The following is a 22,375-nucleotide window of genomic DNA, read 5'->3' on the forward strand; positions in this document are numbered from 1 at the left end:
GTTTTCAGTTTCCCGCCTCATCATCCCGCCGCGTAACCTTCTGGGATTATTAGGAATTTTTGAATCATTCCAAAGAGACGTTTTTCCTCGACGGCCGCAATCTAATACTTGACTCCTATATTCATATTTCATTAGGAACACAATACCTGAGTCACTGACTCATGTTTAAAACGCTGTGTGAGAGGCAGCGAAAAGGACGCGACCAACGCGCACTCTTGGAGAATTTTTATGGGGCTCAACAAGACCAGGAACACCCGCCTGATGGGTGGTGTTGCCCTTTGGGTTTTGGCTTTTAATTGTGGGGCGGTTGCACAGGATGGTGCACCGGAAACATCCGCTTCCGAACAGGATCAGTCGGTATCGCTTTTGCAACAGATCGTGGTCAGCGCCGGTGTTCCGAAAGTCGCCATCGACACACCTCAGGCGGTCACGGTGCTGGACCAGGAACGCATCGATGATCTGCAACCACGCTCGATTGGGGACGTCTTCCAGGAAATCCCGGGCGTCACGCCGATCGGCAGCAATTCGGTTCTCGGCGAGAGCATCAATATCCGCGGTATCGGCGAAGCCCTCTCCGGTGACGAGACCCGGATCATCATGCAAGTCGACGGGGTCAACAAGTTTTTCGAACAGTACCGGATGGGGTCGTTCTTCTCCGATCCGGAACTCTATAAACAGATCGAGGTCCTGCGTGGACCGGCATCATCAACCCTTTATGGCGCCGGTGCGATGGGGGGTGTGATCACCTTCACCACAAAGGATGCCAGCGATTTCCTCGATCCGGGTGACCTGATCGGCGGCCGGCTGAAAACCTCCTGGGATTCGAACGGCAACGGCTGGCTGGGCAGCGCGATCGTCGCGGCGGAACCGGTCAAGAACCTCGAGTTGCTCGGCGCCCTCAACTATCGGCAGTCTCAGGACATTACGGACGGCCAGGGCAACGAGGTTCCGGACACGGATTTCAGCTCCATCAACGGCTTGATCAAGGCCCGTTACACCTTCGGGGAGAACGACGACCAGTCCGTTTTCGCAAGTTACCAGAACTGGTCGAGTGACGAGGATGACCAGAACTACGACCAGATTGCCTGGGGTCCGGACTTTGGCGATGTCGACCGCACGGTCACGGACCAGACCGCGATCATCGGTTATGAAAACGGGTTTTCAGGAAACGATCTGCTTGATGTGAAGGCTCAGTTCAGCTGGTCCGACACGCGTGTCGAGCAGAAGAACCAGGATCAGATCTGCGCCCAGTTCGCACCGGCGCCCGCTCCGCCGACCTGCTATAACCCGTTTGGCTTCAACTCCGAATATTCCTACGAGACCTGGCAGGGCAAGGCTGACAACGTCGCAACGTTCCAGCTGGGCGAAGACTGGATGGCCTATGTCACCACCGGTATTGACGGCCAGTATCAGGAGCGCCGCAATCCCCGCGATTTCGGCACCTACGTGCGCAGCGGTTCGGGCTCCCACCCGGAAGGCGAAACGGTCAACGTCGGCGGCTATGCACAGGCCGAGCTTGTCTGGAATGATCGCATCACCCTCATTCCCGGCATGCGGATCGACTACAGCAACGTGTCTGTTGGCAGCTATGTGAATGGCAGCGGCAACACCATCAACCTGAACGAGGACAAGAGCGCCGTCGGCTATTCGCCAAAGCTCGCAGCCATGATCAAGATGTCGGACTGGCTCGGTGTCTTCGGCTCCGTTGCCCATACCGAACGCCTGCCGTCGCTCGACGAAGTGTTTTCCAATTACGTCGTCAACGATGTCGACAAGGAACTGTCGAACAATTTCGAGGCCGGCATCACGCTGTCCTTCGATGATCTGATCCTTGGCGGCGATGCTTTCCGCCTGAAGGGAACGGCGTTCCGCAACAACGTTACGAACTACTACGCCAGCTACTGGAACGGTTCGTCGGTCGTGACGGAAATCATCCCGAAAGCCCGTTACGAAGGACTGGAGCTGGAAGCCTCCTACTGGACCGACAGCATTTACGGATCGCTCGGCGCATCGCTGATACGAGGCAACAATGTCAGCACCGGCGGTTACATGAATGCGGTTCCCGCCGACAGCGCATTCCTCAAGATCGGTTACGTCTATCGGCCATGGAACCTGGACTTCGGCTGGAAAGGCGACTTCTACGCCGCCCAGGACCGTGTGGGCGCCGACGAGCAGGAAACCGCCGGCTACGTGCTGCATAACCTTTATGCGGCATGGAAACCGACCGACGGTTTCATGGCGGACAGCGAGGTCCGGTTCAACGTCGACAACGTGTTCGACAAGTCCTATCGGAACCATCTGAGTGAAGACGAAGGTGCTGGCCGCAGTTTCAAGCTGAGCTTCGCGAAGAAGTTCTGAGCCAAGACCCGCCGCCTGTCCCCGCGGGCGGCGGGTTGCCCATCGGAGACGGACAGTTACGGCCCGGGAAACGTCGACCGCCAGCGGCGCAGGAAGGTTTCCCGGGTCAAAGCATCGAGCGCAACCATGAGCGCAGGCGACAGCCCGATCGGCCGCAGCGCGGTCGAACTCAGCACCTCCCCCTCGTTGCCTTCTTCCGTTTCCAGAAGCGGGCTGATCAGCAGTGCGGTCCTGAGCGCAAGCGTGCCTTCCGAAGACAGCAGGAAATCCAGAAACGCTTCTGCCTCGGTCTGGTTTTTTGCCTGTTTCGGGATCATGAAGGTGCGCGACAGGACAAGGGTATAATCGGACGGCAGCACGATGCCGATCCGGTCGTCCTTGAGCTGGTACCCCTGTGCATAGGATCCGAGCACATTGTAGGCGATCAGGTAGCGCCCTTCGGCAACGCCCCTGATGATGTCGACGGAACAGCAGGTGGAAATTGCCTGCGACCGGCCGAAGGATTCCTGCAGCGCCCCGAAGGTGGTCGCTTCCTGCGCGTCGGCAAAGGCGAACAGATAGCCAAGGCCGGACTGTTCGATATCGTATGTCGCGACCCGCCCGGCATAGGGCGTTCCGGACGGCCTCAGGAGATCGAGCAGGTCGAAGCGCGTCTGCGGAATATCCTCCACCGGCACCAGCTCGCGGTTATAGACGATCACCGCAGGCTCTCGGGTGATGCCCCACAACTCGTCGCGCCAGCGAAGCGCTTCCGGCAACTGTTCGGTCAACCGGGACCGGTAGGACGCCGCACAGGCTTCGTTGACCAGCTGCACCATCTGGTGAACCCCGGAGCTGATGACAATATCGGCACCGGGAAGACCGTCACGACAATCCCGGCGGGTCAACCGGTAGAGCTCGTTCGAGCCCCATTGTTCGTAGCGCACCTGCAGACCGGGCCGGGTGCGCAGATAGGTTTCGACCACGGGTCCGAAAATGGAAATGTCGGTGGTCGAGCGCAGCACCAGCACCCTGTTGCTGGTCTGGGGACCGAACACCTCCACCATTTCCTGGGCAGAGGCGGTACGGCCCGCGACCAGCAGAAGCAGTGCTGCGACAAGTGACTTCAGGACGTTCTGGAGCCGCTTCATGCCCGGACCTCCGCTACAGCGGCAAAGACCAGGGCGGCACGAAAGCTCCCCCCGCCTGTTTTTTCCAGCCGCAATTCGCCATCGAAGGCGTGGGCGACCGAATGTGCGATCGCAAGACCGAGACCGGAACTGCTCTGCCGTGACAAAGTACCCTTGTTGAAGCGTGAGCCAAGGTCGGCAAGAACGCCGTCCGCGGGCCCACCGCCTGCATCCTCCACCCAGATGCTGCCCCGGCGGCCCTCGGCCGAAGCTCCGATGCGTACCGGCGACCGGCCATATTTGAGCGCATTGTTCAGGAGGTTCTTCAGGGCTTCCTTCAGGGACTGCACATCCGCCATCACCTCGACGGGATCCTCGCCGATATCCAGGATCACATCGAACTCCGGATTGAGAACCGCATGATCGCCTTCTTCGAAAACGTCGAGGGCAATATCGCGCAGATCCACCCTTTCCCGCCTGGCACTGTCGCCCCGGTGGATCACCAGCGCCTGGCTCAGGAGCTGGTCCAGCAGGCGGCCGAGACTGGCAGTGCGCGTCTGGATCCGCTCGACGATCTTTTCCTTGCGGGCAAGCTCCGGTTCGTCGATGAAGAGATCCGCCTGGGCCCTGAGCGCTGCAACCGGCGTCCTGAGCTGATGCGCGGTGTCGGAGATCAGATGCCGCATGGAGTTCATCTGACGGTCGAGCCGGGCCATGAAACCGTTGAGGGCATTGATCATGACCGCCGTTTCCCGGGGCACCGAGGTATCCAGCGGCGTCAGGTCATGCGGATCGCGCGCCGACAGGCCGCCGGCGATCCGCTCCAGAGGCTGCAGCACCGAGCGGACGACAACGATCGACAGCAGCACCATCGCAAGCCCGGAGGCTGCAAGCACGTAGAGTGCCTTGCGGGTGATGTCATAGGCCATGTCGTTACGTGCCCGCAGGGTCTGGCCGACGACCACCTTGACCGTTCCGTTGAGCGTCCGTTCGGCAAAACGGCGGGAGACCACGGCAAACCGGGCGGGTTCGCCGAAGAATGAGCCATCGAAAAACCCGTCCCGAAAATCGCGCCGGCCTGTCGGCAGGACGATTTCATCATAGCCGGTCAGCGTCTCGCCTTCCGCACCGATGATGCGGTAGCCGATCCTGTCGTCGGGAGCGAGGGCAAGCAGCTCGAACGCGGAGACGGGCAGCTCGATGACAGGCCTGCCGTCCTGAACGGTGATGGAGGAGGCAATGCCGGTCGCCGCGCCCAGGAGCAGCCGGTCATAGGCGCTTCTGGCGGCTTCCCGGCCGTAGGCGAAAGCGGCGATGGACACGATCACGCCACCGAAGATCAGCAGGAAGGCGATCCCGAAGGCAACACGTGCCGTGAGCGAGGTCGACGCAAGCCTGCGGAACAGATCAGTCATCGACTTCCAGCTTGTAGCCAAGCCCTCTCTGGGTCTCGATCCGGACCGATCCGCCCGAGAGCTTCTTGCGCAGCCGGGCGACGTAAAGCTCCAGCGCGTTCATGCTGACGTCGGTATCCTGGAAACTGAACACGCCCTCGAACAGGCGCTCCTTGCTGACGGTCTTGCCGCGATTGCGGACCAGGATTTCCAGCAGCGAGAATTCGCGCCGGGTGAGATTGACCGGGCTATCGCCCTCGCGCACGACCCGGGCCGACGCGTTGAAGGTGAGATTGCCGAGCGTCAGTTCTTCCGCCTTGTCGCCCTGCTCCCGGCGATAGAGCGCGCGAATGCGGGCTTCCAGCTCGCGGTGGTCGAACGGCTTGACCAGGTAATCATCCGCTCCGGAATTGAGCGAGGAGACCCTGTCATCGACGGAGAACTCCGCTGTCAGCATCAGCACCGGCGTGCGTTCCCCCCGTGCCCGGATTTCCTTCAGCAGCTCGGTACCGAGCCCGTCGGGCAAATTGATATCCAGAACGATCACGTCATAGGTCTGGACGGTCACGCAGGCCCGCGCCTCTTCCAGCGACTTTGCAAGATCGCAGGCGATACCGGACCGGTCCAGCCGGATCATGATCGCCTCCGCCATGTCAAACGTGTCTTCAACGAGCAAAAGGCGCAAAGATTCTTTCCTCCCGATCCCAGTCTTGCCCCGCAATTTCGCCGCTTGCAAGCAATGTGGCCTGCGGTGACAGGTTGGTGACAGGGTTTGGCGCTAGGCTCACCTCACGTCCGTTGGGAGGACCCGCGTCGTCGCGGCACAACGGATAACAAGGGCTCACCAAAAGCCTTGCACATGTGGAGGAAACACAACATGGCATTCAAAAAGACCCGCCTTCTGCTGGCGGCCGCATTCCTTGGCGCATCCGCGTTCGGCGCAACCGCTGCCGATTTCACACCGGAAAACCCGGAGTGCATTGCACCGGCCAACCCGGGCGGTGGCTGGGACTTCACCTGCCGACAGGTCGGCAAGACCCTTCAGGACCTGAAGCTTCTCGACAAGACCATGCAGGTGGTGAACCTGGCTGGTGGCGGCGGTGGCGTTGCCTACGCTGAAGTTGTCAACAAGCGTGGCGACGACAACGACCTGATCGTCGCAGCCTCCTCGGCCACCGCGACCCGTCTTGCCCAGGGCGCGTTCCCTGGCAACACCATGGACCAGGTCCGCTGGGTTGCTTCCGTCGGTGCTGACTACGGCGTGATCGCCGTTGCCGCTGACAGCCCGATCAACACGCTGCCGGACCTTCTGGACCAGATGAAGTCCGATCCGACCTCCGTCTCTGTTGCCGGTGGCTCCGCAGTTGGTGGTTGGGACCACCTGAAGGTCCTGATCGCTGCCAACGCTTATGGCATCGAAGACGTCCGCACCGTGAAATACATTGCCTTTGACGGTGGCGGTGAAGCCGTGACCCAGCTTCTGGCCGGCTCCGTCCAGGCCTTCACGGGTGATATTTCCGAAGCCAAGGGCTTTGTCGACAGCGGCGACATCAAGGTGATCGCGGTTCTGGCTCCCGAGCGTCTGTCCGGTGAATTCGCCGACTTCCCGACCGCAAAGGAACAGGGTGTCGACGCAATCGGCGCCAACTGGCGCGGCTTCTACGCACCGGGCAACATGTCCGACGACGCCTATAACGCCTGGGTGTCCAAGATCTCCGAACTCTACGCAAGCGAAGAGTGGAAAGGCATCATGGCTGCAAACGGTCTGGCTCCGCTCGACCTGCAGGGCGATGCTTTCCAGGAATTCGTTGCCAACTCGGTTCAGCAGATCCAGGACATCTCCAAAGAAATCGGCATCATCAAATAAGAATGCCTACAGTCCGACTGGAGGGGGCGCAGTCCATGTGCCCCCTTCTTTTTCTGGACGCGTCCGAACGCGGGCGACATCCGGTTTACCCCACTCAGCTTTGAGACCGACAGCGTAACGCCGGAAAAATGTCTGCCTGATCAGAGTCCGCTCGATTGGGCAAAGTGGATTGTCGGCGGACACAGTGGCACACTTCGGGTGCCAACAAACAACAGAACACATAAGGGGCGGCCGCCGGACTTGGGGAGGAGCCGCTATTAGGAAGGTATCCATGAGCGACCGCATCTTTGGCGCGGTCGGGCTACTTCTCGCGCTGGGATATGCCTGGGCCGCTCTTATCATCGAAGAAAGCTTTCTGTCCGACGCCGTCGGCCCGAAGGCCTTCCCCCTGATCATCGCATCCGTCTTGGGTCTGTCGTCGCTGGCGATTTTCCTGAAACCCGACGTCGCGCCGGAATGGCCGTCACTGCCGCGCCTTCTCGAAGTCGCCATGGCCGTGCTGGCGATGATCCTCTACGCGATACTTCTGCCGGAAGCCGGCTTCATCATCTCGACAGCCGTTGCCGCCGCCTATCTGACCTGGCGCCTCGGCTCCTCGCCGATCGGCTCGATCATCACCGGCTGCCTGACCTCGCTGGGCATCTACGCGGTCTTCCACCTTGTTCTTGGCCTGTCCCTGGCCAAGGGCCCGTTCGGCTTTTAACGGAGCATCGCCATGGAAACCCTCTCTTCACTGGCCGACGGCTTCGCCATCGCACTGACCTGGCAGAACCTGCTGCTCGCCCTTCTCGGCTGTTTTCTCGGCACCATCATGGGCGCTTTGCCAGGCCTCGGCCCGTCCAACGGCGTCGCCATCCTGATCCCGCTGGCCTTCACGCTCGGCCTCGGCGCCACGCCCTCGCTGATCCTGCTGACATCGGTTTACTACGGCGCCATGTATGGCGGGCGTATCTCGTCGATCCTGCTGAACATTCCCGGTGACGAACCGGCGATGATGACCTGTCTCGACGGTTACCCGATGGCCCAGCAGGGACGCGCCGGCGAGGCCCTGTCCCTGTCGGGCGTCGCCTCCTTCGTCGGCGCGTTCATCGCCACCTGGGGCCTGATCCTGCTGGCACCTCAGCTGGTCAAGATCGCACTTCTGTTCGGACCGGCGGAATATTTCGCCCTGTTCACGCTGGCCTTCGCCACCCTGGGCGGCGTTGCCTCGACCAACCAGGCCAAGACCGCCTTCGCCGCGGCGCTCGGCATTGGTCTGGCCACCGTCGGTGTCGACACCCAGACCGGCGTGCCGCGCTTCACCTTCGGTGAAGTGCACCTTTACGACGGCATCGACTTCCTGGTGGCCATCGTCGGCCTGTTCGCGCTGTCCGAGGTTTTCCTGTTTCTGGAGCACCGCCACGGCAATGCCGACGCCAATTCCAGCAAGATCTCCGTCGGCCGGCTGATGCCCAGCTTCGCGCTGCTGAAATACTGCACCCCAACCATGCTGCGCACCAGCCTGCTCGGCTTCGTGGCAGGCGTTCTGCCCGGTGCCGGCGCATCGCTCGGCTCGTTCATTTCCTATACGTTCGAGAAGAAGCTCGTCGACAAGGAAGGCACCTTCGGCAAGGGCGACCCGCGCGGTGTTGCCGCCCCGGAAGCCGGCAACAATGCCGCTGCCGGTGGCGCGCTCGTGCCGATGCTGGCACTTGGTGTTCCGGGCTCAGGCACCACGGCCGTGCTGCTGGCGGTTCTGCTGGCGCTCAACATCACCCCGGGCCCATTGCTGTTCACCCAGCAGCCGGATGTGGTCTGGGGCCTGATCGCGGCGCTCTTCATTGCCAACTTCATGCTGCTGGCCATGAACATCCCGATGATCGGCCTGTTCACCCGCGTCCTCCTGATCCCGCCGCGTATCCTGATGCCCATCGTCGCCATGGTCAGCTTCGTCGGCATCTACGGCATCTCCGGCTCCTCCTTCGACCTTATGGTCATGGTCGGCTTCGGCGTGCTCGGCTGGGTGCTGCGCAAGCTCGACGTGCCGCTGGTTCCGATCATCCTCGGCACGCTTCTCGGCAACGCCATGGAAAACAACCTGCGCCGTGCGATTACCATCAGCAACGGCGACTGGTTCACCCTGGTCGCAAGCCCGCTCTCGTTGACCCTGTGGAGCCTGGCCATCATCGGCTTCGTGCTGCCGATCATCTTCGGCAAGGTCCTGAAAGCCCGCATGCGCCGCATGGCCAAGGATGAAGAAGGCTCAATCGTCGACTGATTGCTGCTAGCACCGCAACAAACGAAAACGCCCTCTTCTACCGAACGAGGGCGTTTTTGTTTGTGTGCACCCAACGCGCTCGGTCGCAAGGTTTCGGCCCACTCTGTAAAGCCGCTGTTCATTGCGCGGCGTGCGAAGGCCTACTCAGGGCGGGAAGCGAGGATTGGCTGAAGGTTTCAAGAGGGAGACTGTGCGGACTTTCCAGCCAATCATGTGGCTGGGTCATATGTCCGCGTCCGGTGAACTATCAATTATGTAGTGAGTTGCTTTCGAGTGTGAAGTATCTCGCGGTCCACCCGGTCTCTAGAAGTCACCTCATGGCGCTGAAATCAATCAGCGCAGGACGCTTTAATGAGGAAAATACAATGACGACACAGACTCACAGCGGAACCGTTTCAAACTGTAGATATGTTGGTACTCGCGTGACAGCCTCTCACGGAGAGCGAAGCTCTTGGAAGCTGGATGAACCAATTACCCTGATCAATGCCAAGGCAGACTTTCGTGGCGCCTCAAGTATTCGGTAGGTTTTGGGGTCGTTGCTGCCATTCGCTGTTATCGATTTGAACGACCGCTTCGTATATTTGAACCCGCCTGGAGCTCTCCGTAAAATCGCGAGAGTGAGGGCCGACCAGCGACTATCGTTTCAGGCGCAAAAACTTATCTCTTGAGATAAGTAATAGCTCGATTTATAGTTACCCTTATGGATAACAATAGCCCCGACCTCGATACCGTCTTCCTGGCGTTCGCCGACCCCACCCGTCGCGCCGTGCTCCGGCGACTGGGTCAGGGCCCGGCCTCGGTCAGCGACCTGTCGGCCCCATTTGACATGGCCCTGCCACCGTTCATGAAACATATCAGGACGCTGGAGAAAGCGGGCCTGATCATCACTCGAAAGGACGGCCGGGTTCGAACGTGCGAGATCAACCCCGCACGCTACACCGAATTAGAGCGGTGGCTCACCGACCAACGCATGAACTGGGCGTCGCGTTATCGAAAGCTGGATGCACTTCTCGACACCCTGAAAGGACAGACAGAATGACTGCCGACCTTCCCTTCAGCATCACCGCCGACGTGCAGACGAACCGGCTGACGATCAGGCGCAGCTTCGACGCGCCCAAGGCGCTAGTTTGGGCCTGCTACACCAAAGCGGAACTGCTCGACCAATGGTTCGCGCCCGAACCCCTGACGGCCCGAACAAAATCGATGGAGTTCCGCGAAGGCGGGCACTGGCACTTCGCCATGATCGATCCGGATGGCAACGAATACTGGGGCCGGTTCGACTATGAGGCGATCGACCCGACCGACAGCTACCGCGCGCGGGATGCCTTCAGCGACGAGACAGGCGCAGTGAACCACGACATGCCGGTCTCGGTCTGGGACGTAACCTTCGAGGAAACCGCGCCTTACACCGTGGTTCAGATCGTAGCGACCTACGAGAGTGCCGAGGCCATGCAGGCGGTCAGGGCCATGGGCATGGAGGCCGGGATGAAGTCTGTCTTCGACCGGCTCAATGGCCTCCTGAAAAGCCTTGGCGCTACCGCGAAATGAGGATTGCGGACATGCCAACGATAACGGCCTTCAAGGCTTCACCGGACAAAGGCGCCGGACTGGCGCGGGACATGCGCATCCGGTGGGCGCTGGAGGAGGTCGGTCAGCCCTACGATGTGCGCCTCGTTACGTTTGAAGACCTGAAACAACCGCCGCATCTGGAAATTCAGCCCTTCGGCCAGATTCCGACCTATGAAGACGGAGATTTATCTCTGTTCGAGTCAGGGGCCATCGTTCTTCATATCGCGCAAAACAACCCCGGATTGCTACCCGTTGATGAGGTGGCGCGGGCCAGGGCATTGAGTTGGATGTTCGCAGCCCTGAACACCGTCGAGCCGCCAATCGTGGAACGCGACAACGTAAAATACTTCGAAGCGGACAAGAGTTGGCAGGCGGAACGCTTTGCGATTGTGGACGCACGGATCAGAACGTGCCTGGATCGGCTAGCCGCCGCCCTGGGAGATGCGTCATGGCTGACCGGCTCCTTCAGCGCCGCCGACATTCTCATGGTCCATGCGATCCGCCGGCTGGAAGGATCCGGGATCCTTGAGGGCTATCAAGTGTTCATGGACTATATCGCCCGCGCCGAAGCCCGGCCGGCCTACAAGCGCGCTTTCGCGGCTCAATATGAGGTGTTCCTGGACGCTTCATCCGCTTGAAAGAAGACATTCAGCGACAACGGTCCAACAGCGACGTCTTCCCGCGCGGCTGCCATTCGCCCACGATTTGAACCGACGGCGACAAGTCCAATCTCGTCGCGTGCAACCTGATTGCAGCCGCAATCAATGTGAGTTTGGCACCCTGGGCAGACGCAGATAATTCGAGTGAGAACCCGGGATGCTTGCAATCCGAGCCGTGGATAGGCGCAACGCACGATCCATATCGATCTGCAGGACGGCGCTCCAGTAGCGGGCATCTGCATGCTCAATCGGGGTGAATGTCCCGTGGTGTGCATCCGGATTCCAGCACCACCGCGATCCAGTTCACATTTGCCTTGAGTCCGAACCCGTCGAGCCAGGCCTGTTGCAGCCGGTAGGCGGGAAGTTCCTGGGCTCCCGGGCAGTACCAGTGGCCCGCGGCTGCTTGCCTGTGATGGACGAGTTCATGCAGCAACACGCTGACGTCTTGCGGGTTGCGGGGGTTCCAGGGGCGCACCAGCCAGATGCTCGTACGGTCCGCATCGTAATACCCCCGCGGATTGCTGTCGTGTGCGACGCGGACAGTGTCCGATGGAAACAGGAACTGGTCCGCTTCCATCCAGCGTATCGCCGCCGCCTCCTCGCGCCGCGGCAACGAGGTGTTGTCGTCCAGCCAGTCCTCGAGATGGCTGACGAGGCCGGGCATGTCGTCGGCCTCTAGCAAGGCCACAGGCTCGGCTGGCTGGGCAGCTGCCGGAACGAGGAATGCAAGAAGGCAAAGCTGGAGGGTACACGCCAGACGAAGTCCGGCGAGGTGTCCGAGAGCCATGATGGCCTCCGCTGATTTTGGAAATTGATGAGGGAATGCTACGATCTGAGTGCAATCGACACAAAAGGCGAAAATTCACCTTCTGCTGAAGGGAATTCACTTCCTATGGGCCGCAGGTTTCCACCGTTTGCGGCGGTTCGCGCCTTCGAGGCTGCCGCGCGTCACAAGAGCTTCAAGAAGGCTGCAGACGAGCTGTGTCTGTCGCCTTCGGCAGTCAGCCATCAGATCCGGGCACTGGAAGAATATCTCGACACGGCGCTCTTTGAACGCAAGGGTAACGGGATGGACCTGACACTGACGGGGCGCGGTTATGCGGGCAAACTGACGCATTTGCTGAATGGTCTCGAAGAAACGACGCGCACCGTTCAGGAGGCAGGTCAGCGACCGTTTCGAATCCTGTGCACCCCTGGCTTTGCGGCGCGCTGGCTCGTACCGAGACTGGACCGGTTGAGCTTCGGCGACAGGGTGCGACTGCGTGTTTCGTCCGGTGCTCCATCGGTGGATTTTTCGGTGAACGAAAGCGATCTGGTCATTCAGTGGAGCGACGAGCCGGTAGAGGGCGTGAAAAGCGAACGGCTGATGTCGTCGAACCGCTATCCGGTCATCAGCCCGGAATTGCTGGCCCGCGAGAAAATCCGCAAGCCCGAGGATTTGCTTCGCCTCCGGCTCATGCACGATGAAACAGGTGACGCCTGGGCGGAGTGGTTCACGGCTGCCGGGCTTACACCCCCCGCGATGCCACGCGGACCGGTTTTCCCGAACTGCGAACTGGCCACCACAGCAGCAGAGAAGGGACAAGGCGTGTCGCTGGCTTATGACGCGATGGTGCGTTCCACGGTGGCATCAGGACGGTTGGTCCGACTGTTCGACACCGTGACGATGCCGATCGTCATATATTCCGTGGCCTATACCGAGGCCCGTGCTGCCGATCCGATGGTGCTGGCATTTCGTGACTGGATATTTGGAGAGGTCCAGCAGGACCGTGTAATCCGGTCAGACCTGTCGGCGACGGGCTGAGACGGCAATGTGTCGCTGGTTCCGATCATCCTGTGCAAGATCCTGAACGCCCGCATGCGCCACATGGCCAAGGATGAAGAAGGCTGTTTGTGATGCGTTTTTGCGAACGTGTGGGCTACGGATTGTCTGGCTCGAAGGCGACTTTCGCCTCTCGAGCAGTTTGAACTTTACCAGTATCCTGGCCACGTCCTCTACTTCCGGCAAGACGGGGTCAGGGAGGCGGGGTCAGGGAGGCGGGGTCAGGGAGGCGGGGTCAGGGAGGCGGGATCAGGGAAGGCCCAGCAGCGGGTCGCCCATGATCCTGTCTGCGGCAAGCGCCGCGCCTTCGGCATTCAGATGCGCATCCGGCGCGTAAAGCCCCAGCGGCGACGGATGGTCGCGAAAGGTCGGGGTCAGGTCGATCAGGTCCAACCCTGCGCTCTCGGCCGCGCGGGCCACGTTCCGGCGTAGCGGGGCGCTGACGAAGCCATGCGGAAACAGCCCCCCGAACTGGTCAAGCGCGGGGATATAGACCACCACCACGCGCCCCTGCCAGCCATCCGCGATCTGCTTCATGCGATGCAGGATCTGTTCGAAAACCGGGTTGTCGTGGGCCGCCTTTGGGTAGTGCAAACCCAGAATGCTGGCGGTTTCCTGAAGGGCGAGAAAATTGCGCATATAGGAGCGGCGGCTCAGATATTCCTCCAGAGTGGCGGCGGTGCCTTGCCACCAGCCGGCGATGATCCGGGCCGCTTCCGCGCGCCGTGCCGCGCTCATCTCTATCGGGCCGAAATCGGCTCCCGGCGCCAGGGCCTCGTGCAGCCATGGCTGCTCGGTCTCGACAGACAGGTTTTCCCAGTCATTACCCTCGAAAAAGGCCAGAACGGTGATGCGGGGGCGGAAATGCGGGCCATAGCGGCCAAAGACCGCCAGTTCATACAAGGGACCAGCACCCCGAGTGGCGGTGTTCAGGATCGAAGCCCCGCCCGCGCGCATCTGGTCGACGAGATGCTGGCCATCGTCGAGGCAGATCCCCTCGGCAAAGGAGTCGCCGAGGACCATCAGATCGACCGGCGCGGCGGTTTCCGGCTGCGGGTTGCGAAAACCGTAACTGTCGGTCCGTGTCGTGACCGGCACGCCCATGCGGCTACACAGCAGCATCTCGGTTCCAGGCATTCCGGCCAGCACCGCATCGGCCAGAGTTTCGGTCCCCAATTTGGCATTCAGGGCCTTGATCGTATAGGCCGGGGGCATGGCGCCGCCAAAGCGGTCCGGATCGGCGCCGCCATCGACGATCCCGGCCAGCCCCATTCGCTGCGGCAGGTGATGCCAACGCATATAGCCCTCGAAGAGAAACACCGCGGCAAGGATCGAGCAGGCGGAGATCCCCACCGTCAGCGCATTGTCGGGCGACAGCAGCGTGGCGCAACCGACCAGCAGTGCGGCAATCGCCAATGGTCCCAGCACATAGCGCAGCAGCCGGGGCAGGTCCGAGGCGAAATCCCCGTAATGCGCCAGCGCAAAGATCGCGGTCAGCAGGAAGTAACCCGCCGGAATCAGGCACAAGATCGTGGCGGTTCGGCGATGGCGGCCGACAATGGGCAATGGCTTCTCCGGTCAGTCCAGTTCGTACATGTTTTCGTAATTCTCGTGCAGCGAGGCGTCCTGTGCCTGTTTCTCCAGCAGGCAATTGCCGGCGACCAGCATCTCGATTCCGGTGCCCATGAAGCAGCGGAAGGCGTCGGTCGGGGTGCAGACGATCGGCTCCCCGCGCACGTTGAACGAGGTATTGACCAGCAGCGGGCAGCCGGTCAGGTCGTGAAAGGCTGAGATCAGCGCGTGATATTTCGGGTTGGTGTCGCGATGCACCGTCTGCACGCGGGCAGAATAATCGACATGAGTCACGGCGGGAATGGCCGAGCGGCGGATGTTCAGCTTGTCGATGCCGAACAGGGCCTGTTCCTCGGACGTCATCTGGCGCCGGATATGTTCGGCGACATCGGCGACCAGCAGCATATAGGGGCTGTCGCCGTCGAGATCGAACCACTCGCCGACATGCTCGCGCAGGACAGAAGGGGCGAAGGGGCGGAAGCTCTCGCGGTATTTCACCTTGAGGTTCAGCAGCTTCTGCATGGTGTCCGAGCGCGGGTCGCCAAGGATAGACCGGTTGCCAAGCGCACGCGGCCCGAATTCCATCCGCCCCTGAAACCAGCCCACGGCCTTGCCATCCGCCAGCGCCTGTGCGCTGCGGGTCAGGATCTCATCCTCGTCCAGCCGGGTGAAGCTGGCCCCCGCCGCCGTCAGATCCGCCGCGATCCGGTCGTCGTCGAAGGCTGGGCCCAGATAGGCGCCCCGCATTGCATCGCCGGGCTGCGCCTGTCGGGGCCGGCCCAGTTCCATGTGCCACGCCGCCTGCGCCGCCCCGAGTGCCCCGCCGGCATCGCCCGCCGCCGGCTGCACCCAGATGTCGCGAAAGGCGCCGTCGCGCAGGATCTTGCCATTTGCCACGCAGTTCAGCGCCACCCCGCCGGCAAGGCATAGCGAGGGGATCCCGTATTCCTGCGCCAGTGCGCGGGTCATCCGCAGCAGGATCTCCTCGGTCACGGCCTGAACAGAGGCGGCGATATCCATGTGGAACTGGGTCAGCGGCTCGGTCTCGGGCTGGCGCACGGGTTGGCCGAACAGGTCCGACATGGCCTTGCTGGTCATGGTCAGCCCGGCCGCATAGTTGAAATAGCGCTGATCCAGCCGGAACGAGCCGTCCGGCTTTACGTCAACGATCTTGTCCAGCATCAGGTCGCGAAAGCGCGGCTGCCCATAGGGGGCAAGCCCCATTACCTTGTATTCGCCGGAATTCACCTTGAAGCCGGTGTAATAGGTGAAGGCGGAATAGAGCAGGCCCAGCGAATGCGGGAAATGCAGTTCGCGCCGGATTTCCAGATCCTTGCCGCGCCCGATGGCGACCGTGGTCGTCGCCCATTCCCCGACCCCGTCGATGGTCAGTACCACCGCCTCTTCGAAGGGCGAGGAGTAGAAGGCGCTGGCAGCATGGCTGACGTGATGTTCGGCGAACAGCAGCTTGTCCGCGGAAAAGCGCGGGTCGAAAAGGCTCAGTTCTCGCTTCAGCAGGTCCTTCAGAAACAGCTTCTCGCGCAGCCAGACCGGCATTGCCATCCGAAACGAAGTAAAACCGCGTGGGGCATGGGCCAGATAAGACTCCAGCAGGCGCTCGAACTTCAGGAAGGGCTTGTCGTAAAAGGCGACGTGATCGACGCTGGCAAGGTCCAGCCCGGCTTCCTCCAGCACATACGCGATGGCATGGGCGGGAAAGCCAGCATCGTGCTTGCGCCGGGTAAAGCGCTCCTCCTGCGCGGCGGCCACGATCCGGCCATCGACCATCAGCGCCGCTGCACTGTCGTGATACAATGCCGAGATTCCGAGGATCGCCGTCACAGGCCTAGAACAGCGCATAGATGAAGGGAGCCACCGCCGAGCCCTGGCTGAGAACGATCAGCGCCCCGAAAATTGCCAGCACGATAAAGACGGGTAAAAGCCAGAATTTCCGCCTTTCACGCAGAAAACCCCACAATTCAGCGATCATCGACATAGAGGCAATTCCTTGCTTTGTCTGGGAACCGCGCCGGTATTGCGTCCTAATATTGCAGTTTCATGGACTTCGGCTGATCGGTTCTTTGAATCCAATATGAATTTTCATTCGGATCCACTTTCCGTGAAAGCGGATCCTTTCCACTGGCCCGCATTGCCAGCCCGATTGGAATGAAGACTAAAATAAACACAAGCGCCATAACTATCGGCGCCACCACGGCACCAAGCAGCAGGCCCAACTTGAACCACAACCTGTTGGGCAAGCGCAGGATCTGCGGCGCAAATACGGCGAGGGCGATGAAAACAGCCGCGAGGCCCAGCAATACCCAGCGTGGCGCGGAGCCATCCGTGACCGGCCACAGCCCGATCAGTGCAAAGACCGCAGCGAAAACCAGCCCGAAATTCCGTTCGGAGCCGATCCTGACCGAGGTGTTTGACTGATGATCACTCATTTGAAATTTCAAAAGTTAACAATCTATACTAAACATATCAGAATAAACGGGGTTAGTCGCCCGTTAAAATTCGCGTAAAAAATAGGCAGATGATCCGGTTTTGCACAAACCGGACAAGGGATTCAACTGCGTAAATCCAGTTTGATAGCCCGGTTGGTATGAGCCATTGGGCCCCGGCGAAGCACAAGACCACGAACTGGTCGGCTTGCAAGGAGGCATTGAAGCGACGTGTGGCCCTGACAGCGTGGTTCGATCCCGCGATCGTGTGACGCCACTGCCGAAGGTCAAGCCGGCCAGTGAGATAGGCGGCTACGAGCGGCGTGGCCGGAAGTCTCCTGGGTGGCCGAGCCTGTTTGACGAACCGGACCATATTGCGAAGCGAAGAAAAGATCGGATTCGAATTGAAGTCGCAGAATAAAAGAACCGAATAAAGGTCAGCAGAAATGAGAATTGTGTTGTCGGGTCAACCCCTACTGATCCAGTCTGTTGTTTTGATCTGTTCTGCTGCATTTATTGCTGGCTTCATATGTTGTTTTTTAGGTATTATTTCAATCATATTAAAAATTGGAGCTTTGGAGAGCCAGATTACGCGGAACTCGAAGGGAAACAATTTCCCGAAACCGATCTGATACGCAGCGCCCTCCTCCCGCCAGGCTACCCCGCCCAGCGACATGTGGGGCCTTCGGGCGCTCAGCCTTGCTCTGCCCTGCTCGCTGCGCCGTCCAATTGTGACCAATCTGTCTGTCAGAAATCGTGACCATTCTCGCTAGTTACAACAGGGCTCCAGCGCGTAAATTGAGGCGTCTGGTTGCCAGCCGCCTTCGTAGCCGCAATGAATGGCAGCTTCAACGAGCTGCACGCAGCACCCTATCAGCAGGTGACTGTCAGCAAGGGGCCGTTTGTGTCCACCAGGCACGCACCAAGATCAGAACCGGCACCCTGCGCCGGCGCAGGTCTGCGTCGAGCCCTTGTTGTGCATTCAGGACGGCGGGTTCCTGCGGGCGCAGTTCCATCACGGGTGCCAAACGATCAGCTCTTTCTGCTGAGATGGCGATTTTGATTGCGACACCGTTGCAACAGGCGCAACAATATCCGGTTTGCTGTCCGCATCCATCCGTTCGCCCGAACGAGGACAGACAGTAGATCCGTCAGAAAGGCGTAAAATCATGACGACGCTTGTTCAGGATCATTATGGTGCGTCCGACATCGTCTCGCGCATCCTCGCTGCTATCCCCTGGCTGCCCGAAGAGGGCAAGGCACTCACTGCAGATCAGCTCTTTGCCTATGACCAGTTGCACGGCAGGGAACTCCAGGCAACGAAAGACCATGCCGCAAGGCTTAATCCGGGTAAGGCCGCGCATGTTCTCGACATCGGTTCGGGGATCGGCGGACCGGCACGCTATGTTGCCAGCACTTTCGGCTGCCATGTCACCGGGATCGACCTGACGCCGGAATTCATTGCGGCCGCGGATGAACTCACCAGCTTGTGCGGTTTGTCGGATCTGTCGACATTCGTTCTTGGCGATGCTGCGACAATTCCGTTCGAGGCCGCGGCGTTCGATCACGCTTATTGCTTCTACGTGGGCATGAACCTCATCGATAAACCGGCGGTTCTGAGTGAGTGCCTCCGGGTTCTGAAGCCGGGCGGCATCCTGCTATGGACCGAAGTGACTTCCGTTGTGGGCACTCCCTACTATCCCTTGCCCTGGTCATTGAACGCCGAGGGTAGTCACGTCGACACGCTTGAAGCTTTGAAGGGGCAAATGCTGGCTGCCGGTTTCGAGATTGTGTCCGTAGACGACGAGACCGGTGCGCACCTGGAGTTGGCAAAGCGGATGAAATCATCCGGCGTCATCCCGTCAGCAGGACAGAAACAGGCAAACGAGGTTGTTCTTGGCCCCGACTTTCTTGAACGACGCGTCAACTACCTCAAGAGCCTGTCCGAGGGACGCATCGCGAGCACACTGCTGGTCGCGAAAAAGCCCGGGTAAACCCACCTCGGAGACTGGTTTGGTCGGCGGCGTAATTCTGACGTTCGCAGTCTTTCGGCCCAACAACAATTGGCTGGTCGGGTCCCAGACCACGATCTTCCAGCAATTCGGAGCCGGCAGCGGGAAATTCGCACCGAATGGCAAACCTCTGTTACCCGCAATCACAGGCTTTCAAGGCGGCGGTCTGGACAGTCCCGGATGGGGCGTCGCCTTTTTCGCCGATGACAAGGTCTGGCTCACAAACCTGATCGGCAGCACGATTTCCGTGCTGGACCGCAAGACTGGCGAGCCACTGTCGCCTGAAGGCGGCTACAATTTCGATGGCAAGCTCGGGCAGATGCAGGGCGTCCTCGTCGCACCCAACGGCGATGTCTGGGCGCTGGACAATGCCAACAGCCAAATCGTCCACATTCCCGGCGGCGCCCCGTCCAAAGGACGCCTTCTGGGCCAGACCGTGGACGGCAAACCCGCAGATGGCACGTCGCAGGTCAAGCTGCCTTTCGGCATCGCCATTGACCAGGAGGACAGGATCTGGATCACCAACAGCGGCTCCGACACGGTAACCCGGTTTCCGGCGAACGATCCGGCCAAGGCGGAAGAGTTCAAGGTCGGCTTCAGCCCGCATGCCATTGCCATCGACAGCCAGGGCAATGCCTGGGTCGGCAATGGATGGAACGATACGGATGCGGGTTTTAGCGAGAACCCTCCCGAGGCGGTATCGACCCACTTCTCAGCTCATACCATCGTTGTGTTCTTCGGGGTTGCAAAGCCTGTAAAGACACCACTCATCGGGCCGGTCCGAGCTCAGTAAAGGATGGTGTTTCGGGGCAGACTTCGCGGCCTCCGCTGCGCAGCTGGAGCGGTATCATGGCTTTGAGATTGCTTTGGCCAATTCGCCTTGGATCGCGACGGCGAACAGGCTTTGTCCGGCCCTGGCTTTTGCAACAAGCCGGCGGAACCGATGTAAATGCCCGTTTCCCCGGAAACGGGTCCGGTTGCTGCCAGTCCCCTGGTCGGCCCCAACACGACCGGTCGCATTTCGTGACCTGTTTCAAAACAGTCCGGGCTGGCAAATTGCAATATCTGGCAAGTTTGAACGCAGTCCGGGTCAACGTCGTTTCGCGAGTGTGACACAATTAACACGTGTATTCCGACTTGGCGCGACCCGTGACACTTAAAGCTTGATCTGCCCGGAACAGCAGCTACGGTGGCAATGTTGGAGCGCATGAGCATTGTGCATGTGCGGCGACATTCATGTTTCAGAGCAATCAGAATTCAAGAGGTCCCCATGCGACGTCTCGGCCTAAACTAGACCGACACGCAGACCAAATTCGGTTCCCGTGTCGGTATCAGCCTATCATCCGTACCGCCCGCGACCCGAATCTCTCAAAGAGCATCTCCGTGCCGGTACGATTCTTTTCATGAATCTCGACCTGAAAACGGAGCACTGGACCGATGAACACGGTCTTTTCCTATCTTGAAAACATTGTATCGCCCTTCAAGCCTCACGACGGAACGCCGCCGCCTTCCGATCTGAGCGCGTTTTACTGGCATTTCATCCGCCAGATCTGGAAGCCGCTGGCCTGGCTGATGGCGTTCGGGTTCGTCGTCTCGATCATCGAGGTCGCGCTTTTTGATTATCTCGGGCGGATCATCGACTATCTGAACACAACCGGCCCCGATCAATTGCTTGCCGATCACGGCGGCGAACTTGTCTGGATGCTGGTGGTGGTTGTGCTGCTGCGCCCGCTGTTTGGCGCGGGCCACACGATGATCAAGTTCCAGATCATCGAGCCGGCCATGACCAACCTCGTGCGCTGGCAGACGCATAAACATGTTCTGGGACAGTCGTTGTCCTACTTCAACAACGACTTTGCCGGCCGGATTGCAAACAAGATCATACAGACGGGGCCGTCCCTGCGCGGATCCGTCGTGTCCCTGATTGATGCGATCTGGTTCGTTCTGATCTATGTCACCGCAGCCATCTATCTGTTTGCCGGGGTCGATGCCTGGCTGATCCTGCCGCTGGCCGGATGGCTCTTCATTTACGTGGCGTTGCTGGTCAGTTTCGTTCCCAGGATCAAGGAGCGCTCGGCCATCATGTCCGAGGCGCGTTCGAGCCTGACCGGGCGGATCGTCGACAGTTACACCAACATCCTGACCGTCAAGCTCTTCGCCGCAGGCCGACAGGAGGAAGCCTATACCCGCGAGTCGCTGGAAGACCATACAAGGAAGTTCTACGACATCCTTCGGCCATTGTCGCAGATGGTCATCCTGCTCTGGATCGTCAACGGCGTCTTCATTGCATCCCTGAGCGCGCTCGGGATCAGCTTGTGGCAGAGCGGTCTCGTCTCCGTCGGTTCGCTGACGCTGGCCATCACGCTGTCTGTGCGCATCGTCAACATGTCCGCCTGGATCATGTGGATCACGACCGATATTTTCGAAAATGTCGGAACCGTTCAGGAAGGCATGCAAACGATTTCCCGGCCTCATACGCTGGTGGATCGTGCGGGTGCCAAGCCGCTGGCAGTCTCCAGGGGCGAGATCGTCTTTGAAGGTATCCGGTTCCATTACGGACAGGACAAAGGCGTTATTGAGGACCTCTCCCTGAGGATCGAGCCCGGTGAGAAAGTGGGCCTGGTCGGTCGGTCCGGTGCCGGGAAATCGACCCTCGTCAACCTGTTGCTGCGCTTCTACGACCTTGAGGGCGGCCGCATTCTGATCGATGACCAGGACATAAGTGCCGTCACCCAGGACAGCCTCAGGGCGCAGATCGGTATGGTGACCCAGGATACGTCGCTGCTGCACCGTTCCGTGTTTGACAACATCGTTTATGGCCGGTTCGGCGCGAGCCGGGAAGAGGCCATGCGGGCAGCGGAAAAGGCCCATGCCATGTCCTTCATTCCCGACCTTCAGGATTTCAAGGGCCGGCGCGGCCTCGACGCCCATGTTGGCGAGCGTGGTGTCAAACTGTCTGGCGGACAGCGTCAGCGGATTGCCATTGCCCGGGTTCTGTTGAAAGACGCGCCGATCCTGGTTCTGGACGAGGCAACGTCGGCGCTCGACTCCGAAGTCGAGGCCGCCATTCAGGAAAGCCTGTTTGACCTGATGAAGGGCAAGACCGTGATTGCCATCGCCCATCGCCTGTCAACCATTGCTGCGATGGACCGGCTCATCATTATGGATCAGGGCCGGATCATTGAAGAAGGCTCCCACAAGAGGCTGCTGGAAAAGGGCGGGGTTTATGCCCAGCTCTGGAACAGACAGTCCGGTGGCTTCCTGGACCCGGCAAAGGTGGCCTAGGGCAACGCTCGCGCTCTTCGGATAGCG

Annotated in this window: 19 protein-coding genes; 11 read left to right on the plus strand and 8 right to left on the minus strand. The window is 60.2% G+C overall.

Annotated elements, in window-relative coordinates; translation table 11 throughout:
* The first annotated feature begins 228 nt into the window (after window positions 1-228).
* Complete coding sequence (locus ACYQ54_RS07660; RefSeq protein ID WP_460080811.1) at window positions 229-2,358, plus strand: TonB-dependent receptor domain-containing protein; 2,130 nt, start codon at window positions 229-231, stop codon at window positions 2,356-2,358.
* A 56-nt stretch (window positions 2,359-2,414) separates the two neighbouring features.
* On the opposite strand, the gene ACYQ54_RS07665 is transcribed toward ACYQ54_RS07660, so the two are convergent.
* From ACYQ54_RS07665 to ACYQ54_RS07675, 3 genes are read right to left on the minus strand one after another with little or no spacing between them, the layout of a single operon-like run.
* Complete coding sequence (locus ACYQ54_RS07665; RefSeq protein WP_460080812.1) at window positions 2,415-3,488, minus strand: ABC transporter substrate-binding protein; 1,074 nt, start codon at window positions 3,486-3,488, stop codon at window positions 2,415-2,417.
* Complete coding sequence (locus ACYQ54_RS07670) at window positions 3,485-4,882, minus strand: sensor histidine kinase N-terminal domain-containing protein (RefSeq protein ID WP_460080814.1); 1,398 nt, start codon at window positions 4,880-4,882, stop codon at window positions 3,485-3,487. Before ACYQ54_RS07670 ends, ACYQ54_RS07665 begins: the two co-directional genes overlap by 4 nt.
* Entirely contained in the window at window positions 4,875-5,546 is a 672-nt protein-coding gene (locus ACYQ54_RS07675; RefSeq protein ID WP_460080815.1) for a response regulator, read from the minus strand. Before ACYQ54_RS07675 ends, ACYQ54_RS07670 begins: the two co-directional genes overlap by 8 nt.
* A gap of 192 nt (window positions 5,547-5,738) precedes the next feature.
* Between ACYQ54_RS07675 and ACYQ54_RS07680 the strand changes: the two genes are divergently transcribed.
* The 6 genes from ACYQ54_RS07680 (at window position 5,739) to ACYQ54_RS07705 (ending at window position 11,192) form a co-directional block, all read left to right on the plus strand.
* Window positions 5,739-6,728: a Bug family tripartite tricarboxylate transporter substrate binding protein gene (locus ACYQ54_RS07680; RefSeq protein WP_460080816.1), complete on the plus strand. Its 990-nt coding sequence runs from the start codon at window positions 5,739-5,741 to the stop codon at window positions 6,726-6,728.
* A 271-nt stretch (window positions 6,729-6,999) separates the two neighbouring features.
* Window positions 7,000-7,431, plus strand: a complete 432-nt coding sequence (locus tag ACYQ54_RS07685) for a tripartite tricarboxylate transporter TctB family protein (RefSeq protein ID WP_460080818.1) — start codon at window positions 7,000-7,002, stop codon at window positions 7,429-7,431.
* 12 nt (window positions 7,432-7,443) lie between these two features.
* Window positions 7,444-8,985 carry a tripartite tricarboxylate transporter permease gene (locus ACYQ54_RS07690; RefSeq protein WP_460080820.1) on the plus strand — a complete coding sequence of 514 codons (1,542 nt, stop codon included), beginning with the start codon at window positions 7,444-7,446 and terminating at the stop codon, window positions 8,983-8,985.
* 700 nt (window positions 8,986-9,685) lie between these two features.
* Complete coding sequence (locus ACYQ54_RS07695; RefSeq protein ID WP_460080822.1) at window positions 9,686-10,024, plus strand: ArsR/SmtB family transcription factor; 339 nt, start codon at window positions 9,686-9,688, stop codon at window positions 10,022-10,024.
* Window positions 10,021-10,533 (plus strand): SRPBCC family protein, encoded by a 513-nt coding sequence (locus tag ACYQ54_RS07700; RefSeq protein WP_460080823.1) that lies wholly within the window; start codon window positions 10,021-10,023, stop codon window positions 10,531-10,533. The genes ACYQ54_RS07695 and ACYQ54_RS07700 overlap by 4 nt, the downstream gene beginning before the upstream one ends.
* An 11-nt stretch (window positions 10,534-10,544) precedes the next feature.
* Window positions 10,545-11,192 carry a glutathione S-transferase family protein gene (locus ACYQ54_RS07705; RefSeq protein WP_460080825.1) on the plus strand — a complete coding sequence of 216 codons (648 nt, stop codon included), beginning with the start codon at window positions 10,545-10,547 and terminating at the stop codon, window positions 11,190-11,192.
* Window positions 11,193-11,457: 265 nt separating this feature from the next.
* Here the strand turns inward: ACYQ54_RS07705 and ACYQ54_RS07710 are convergent, their stop codons facing one another.
* Entirely contained in the window at window positions 11,458-12,000 is a 543-nt protein-coding gene (locus ACYQ54_RS07710) for a DUF6647 family protein (protein WP_460080826.1), read from the minus strand.
* A gap of 105 nt (window positions 12,001-12,105) precedes the next feature.
* On the opposite strand from ACYQ54_RS07710, the gene ACYQ54_RS07715 reads away from it, so the two are divergent.
* A complete protein-coding gene (locus ACYQ54_RS07715) occupies window positions 12,106-13,017 on the plus strand; it encodes a LysR substrate-binding domain-containing protein (RefSeq protein WP_460080827.1) in 912 nt (303 codons plus the stop codon).
* A gap of 267 nt (window positions 13,018-13,284) precedes the next feature.
* Here ACYQ54_RS07715 and ACYQ54_RS07720 read toward each other — a convergent pair whose 3' ends face one another.
* The 4 genes from ACYQ54_RS07720 to ACYQ54_RS07735 are packed head-to-tail and all read right to left on the minus strand — an operon-like array spanning window position 13,285 to window position 17,054.
* On the minus strand, window positions 13,285-14,601 hold the full coding sequence (locus ACYQ54_RS07720; RefSeq protein WP_460080828.1) for an SGNH/GDSL hydrolase family protein: 1,317 nt from the start codon (window positions 14,599-14,601) through the stop codon (window positions 13,285-13,287).
* Window positions 14,602-14,613: 12 nt separating this feature from the next.
* Complete coding sequence (locus tag ACYQ54_RS07725; protein ID WP_460080829.1) at window positions 14,614-16,467, minus strand: carbamoyltransferase family protein; 1,854 nt, start codon at window positions 16,465-16,467, stop codon at window positions 14,614-14,616.
* Window positions 16,454-16,603 carry a DUF5989 family protein gene (locus ACYQ54_RS07730; protein ID WP_447238722.1) on the minus strand — a complete coding sequence of 50 codons (150 nt, stop codon included), beginning with the start codon at window positions 16,601-16,603 and terminating at the stop codon, window positions 16,454-16,456. Before ACYQ54_RS07730 ends, ACYQ54_RS07725 begins: the two co-directional genes overlap by 14 nt.
* A 46-nt stretch (window positions 16,604-16,649) precedes the next feature.
* Window positions 16,650-17,054, minus strand: coding sequence for an SxtJ family membrane protein (locus ACYQ54_RS07735; RefSeq protein WP_460080830.1), 405 nt, complete (start codon window positions 17,052-17,054; stop codon window positions 16,650-16,652).
* 1,166 nt (window positions 17,055-18,220) lie between these two features.
* Between ACYQ54_RS07735 and ACYQ54_RS07740 the strand changes: the two genes are divergently transcribed.
* The 3 genes from ACYQ54_RS07740 (at window position 18,221) to ACYQ54_RS07750 (ending at window position 22,348) form a co-directional block, all read left to right on the plus strand.
* On the plus strand, window positions 18,221-19,045 hold the full coding sequence (locus ACYQ54_RS07740) for a class I SAM-dependent methyltransferase (RefSeq protein WP_460080831.1): 825 nt from the start codon (window positions 18,221-18,223) through the stop codon (window positions 19,043-19,045).
* A 19-nt stretch (window positions 19,046-19,064) separates the two neighbouring features.
* Window positions 19,065-19,856, plus strand: a complete 792-nt coding sequence (locus ACYQ54_RS07745) for a Vgb family protein (protein WP_460080833.1) — start codon at window positions 19,065-19,067, stop codon at window positions 19,854-19,856.
* Window positions 19,857-20,500: 644 nt separating this feature from the next.
* Entirely contained in the window at window positions 20,501-22,348 is a 1,848-nt protein-coding gene (locus ACYQ54_RS07750) for an ABC transporter ATP-binding protein (protein WP_460080834.1), read from the plus strand.
* The last annotated feature ends 27 nt before the right edge of the window (window positions 22,349-22,375 follow it).

It is taken from the genome of Roseibium sp. LAB1 (assembly GCF_054658235.1).

Excerpts from the sequence above, each read along its gene's own strand:
- ACYQ54_RS07685 (WP_460080818.1), top strand. The coding sequence starts at position 7,000 with ATGAGCGACCGCATCTTTGGCGCGGTCGGGCTACTTCTCGCGCTGGGA.
- ACYQ54_RS07715 (WP_460080827.1), top strand. The coding sequence starts at position 12,106 with ATGGGCCGCAGGTTTCCACCGTTTGCGGCGGTTCGCGCCTTCGAGGCT.
- ACYQ54_RS07665 (WP_460080812.1), bottom strand. The coding sequence starts at position 3,488 with ATGAAGCGGCTCCAGAACGTCCTGAAGTCACTTGTCGCAGCACTGCTT.
- ACYQ54_RS07680 (WP_460080816.1), top strand. The coding sequence starts at position 5,739 with ATGGCATTCAAAAAGACCCGCCTTCTGCTGGCGGCCGCATTCCTTGGC.
- ACYQ54_RS07750 (WP_460080834.1), top strand. The coding sequence starts at position 20,501 with ATGAACACGGTCTTTTCCTATCTTGAAAACATTGTATCGCCCTTCAAG.
- ACYQ54_RS07735 (WP_460080830.1), bottom strand. The coding sequence starts at position 17,054 with ATGAGTGATCATCAGTCAAACACCTCGGTCAGGATCGGCTCCGAACGG.
- ACYQ54_RS07705 (WP_460080825.1), top strand. The coding sequence starts at position 10,545 with ATGCCAACGATAACGGCCTTCAAGGCTTCACCGGACAAAGGCGCCGGA.
- ACYQ54_RS07660 (WP_460080811.1), top strand. The coding sequence starts at position 229 with ATGGGGCTCAACAAGACCAGGAACACCCGCCTGATGGGTGGTGTTGCC.
- ACYQ54_RS07710 (WP_460080826.1), bottom strand. The coding sequence starts at position 12,000 with ATGGCTCTCGGACACCTCGCCGGACTTCGTCTGGCGTGTACCCTCCAG.
- ACYQ54_RS07695 (WP_460080822.1), top strand. The coding sequence starts at position 9,686 with ATGGATAACAATAGCCCCGACCTCGATACCGTCTTCCTGGCGTTCGCC.
- ACYQ54_RS07670 (WP_460080814.1), bottom strand. The coding sequence starts at position 4,882 with ATGACTGATCTGTTCCGCAGGCTTGCGTCGACCTCGCTCACGGCACGT.
- ACYQ54_RS07730 (WP_447238722.1), bottom strand. The coding sequence starts at position 16,603 with ATGTCGATGATCGCTGAATTGTGGGGTTTTCTGCGTGAAAGGCGGAAA.
- ACYQ54_RS07725 (WP_460080829.1), bottom strand. The coding sequence starts at position 16,467 with ATGCGCTGTTCTAGGCCTGTGACGGCGATCCTCGGAATCTCGGCATTG.
- ACYQ54_RS07690 (WP_460080820.1), top strand. The coding sequence starts at position 7,444 with ATGGAAACCCTCTCTTCACTGGCCGACGGCTTCGCCATCGCACTGACC.
- ACYQ54_RS07700 (WP_460080823.1), top strand. The coding sequence starts at position 10,021 with ATGACTGCCGACCTTCCCTTCAGCATCACCGCCGACGTGCAGACGAAC.
- ACYQ54_RS07740 (WP_460080831.1), top strand. The coding sequence starts at position 18,221 with ATGACGACGCTTGTTCAGGATCATTATGGTGCGTCCGACATCGTCTCG.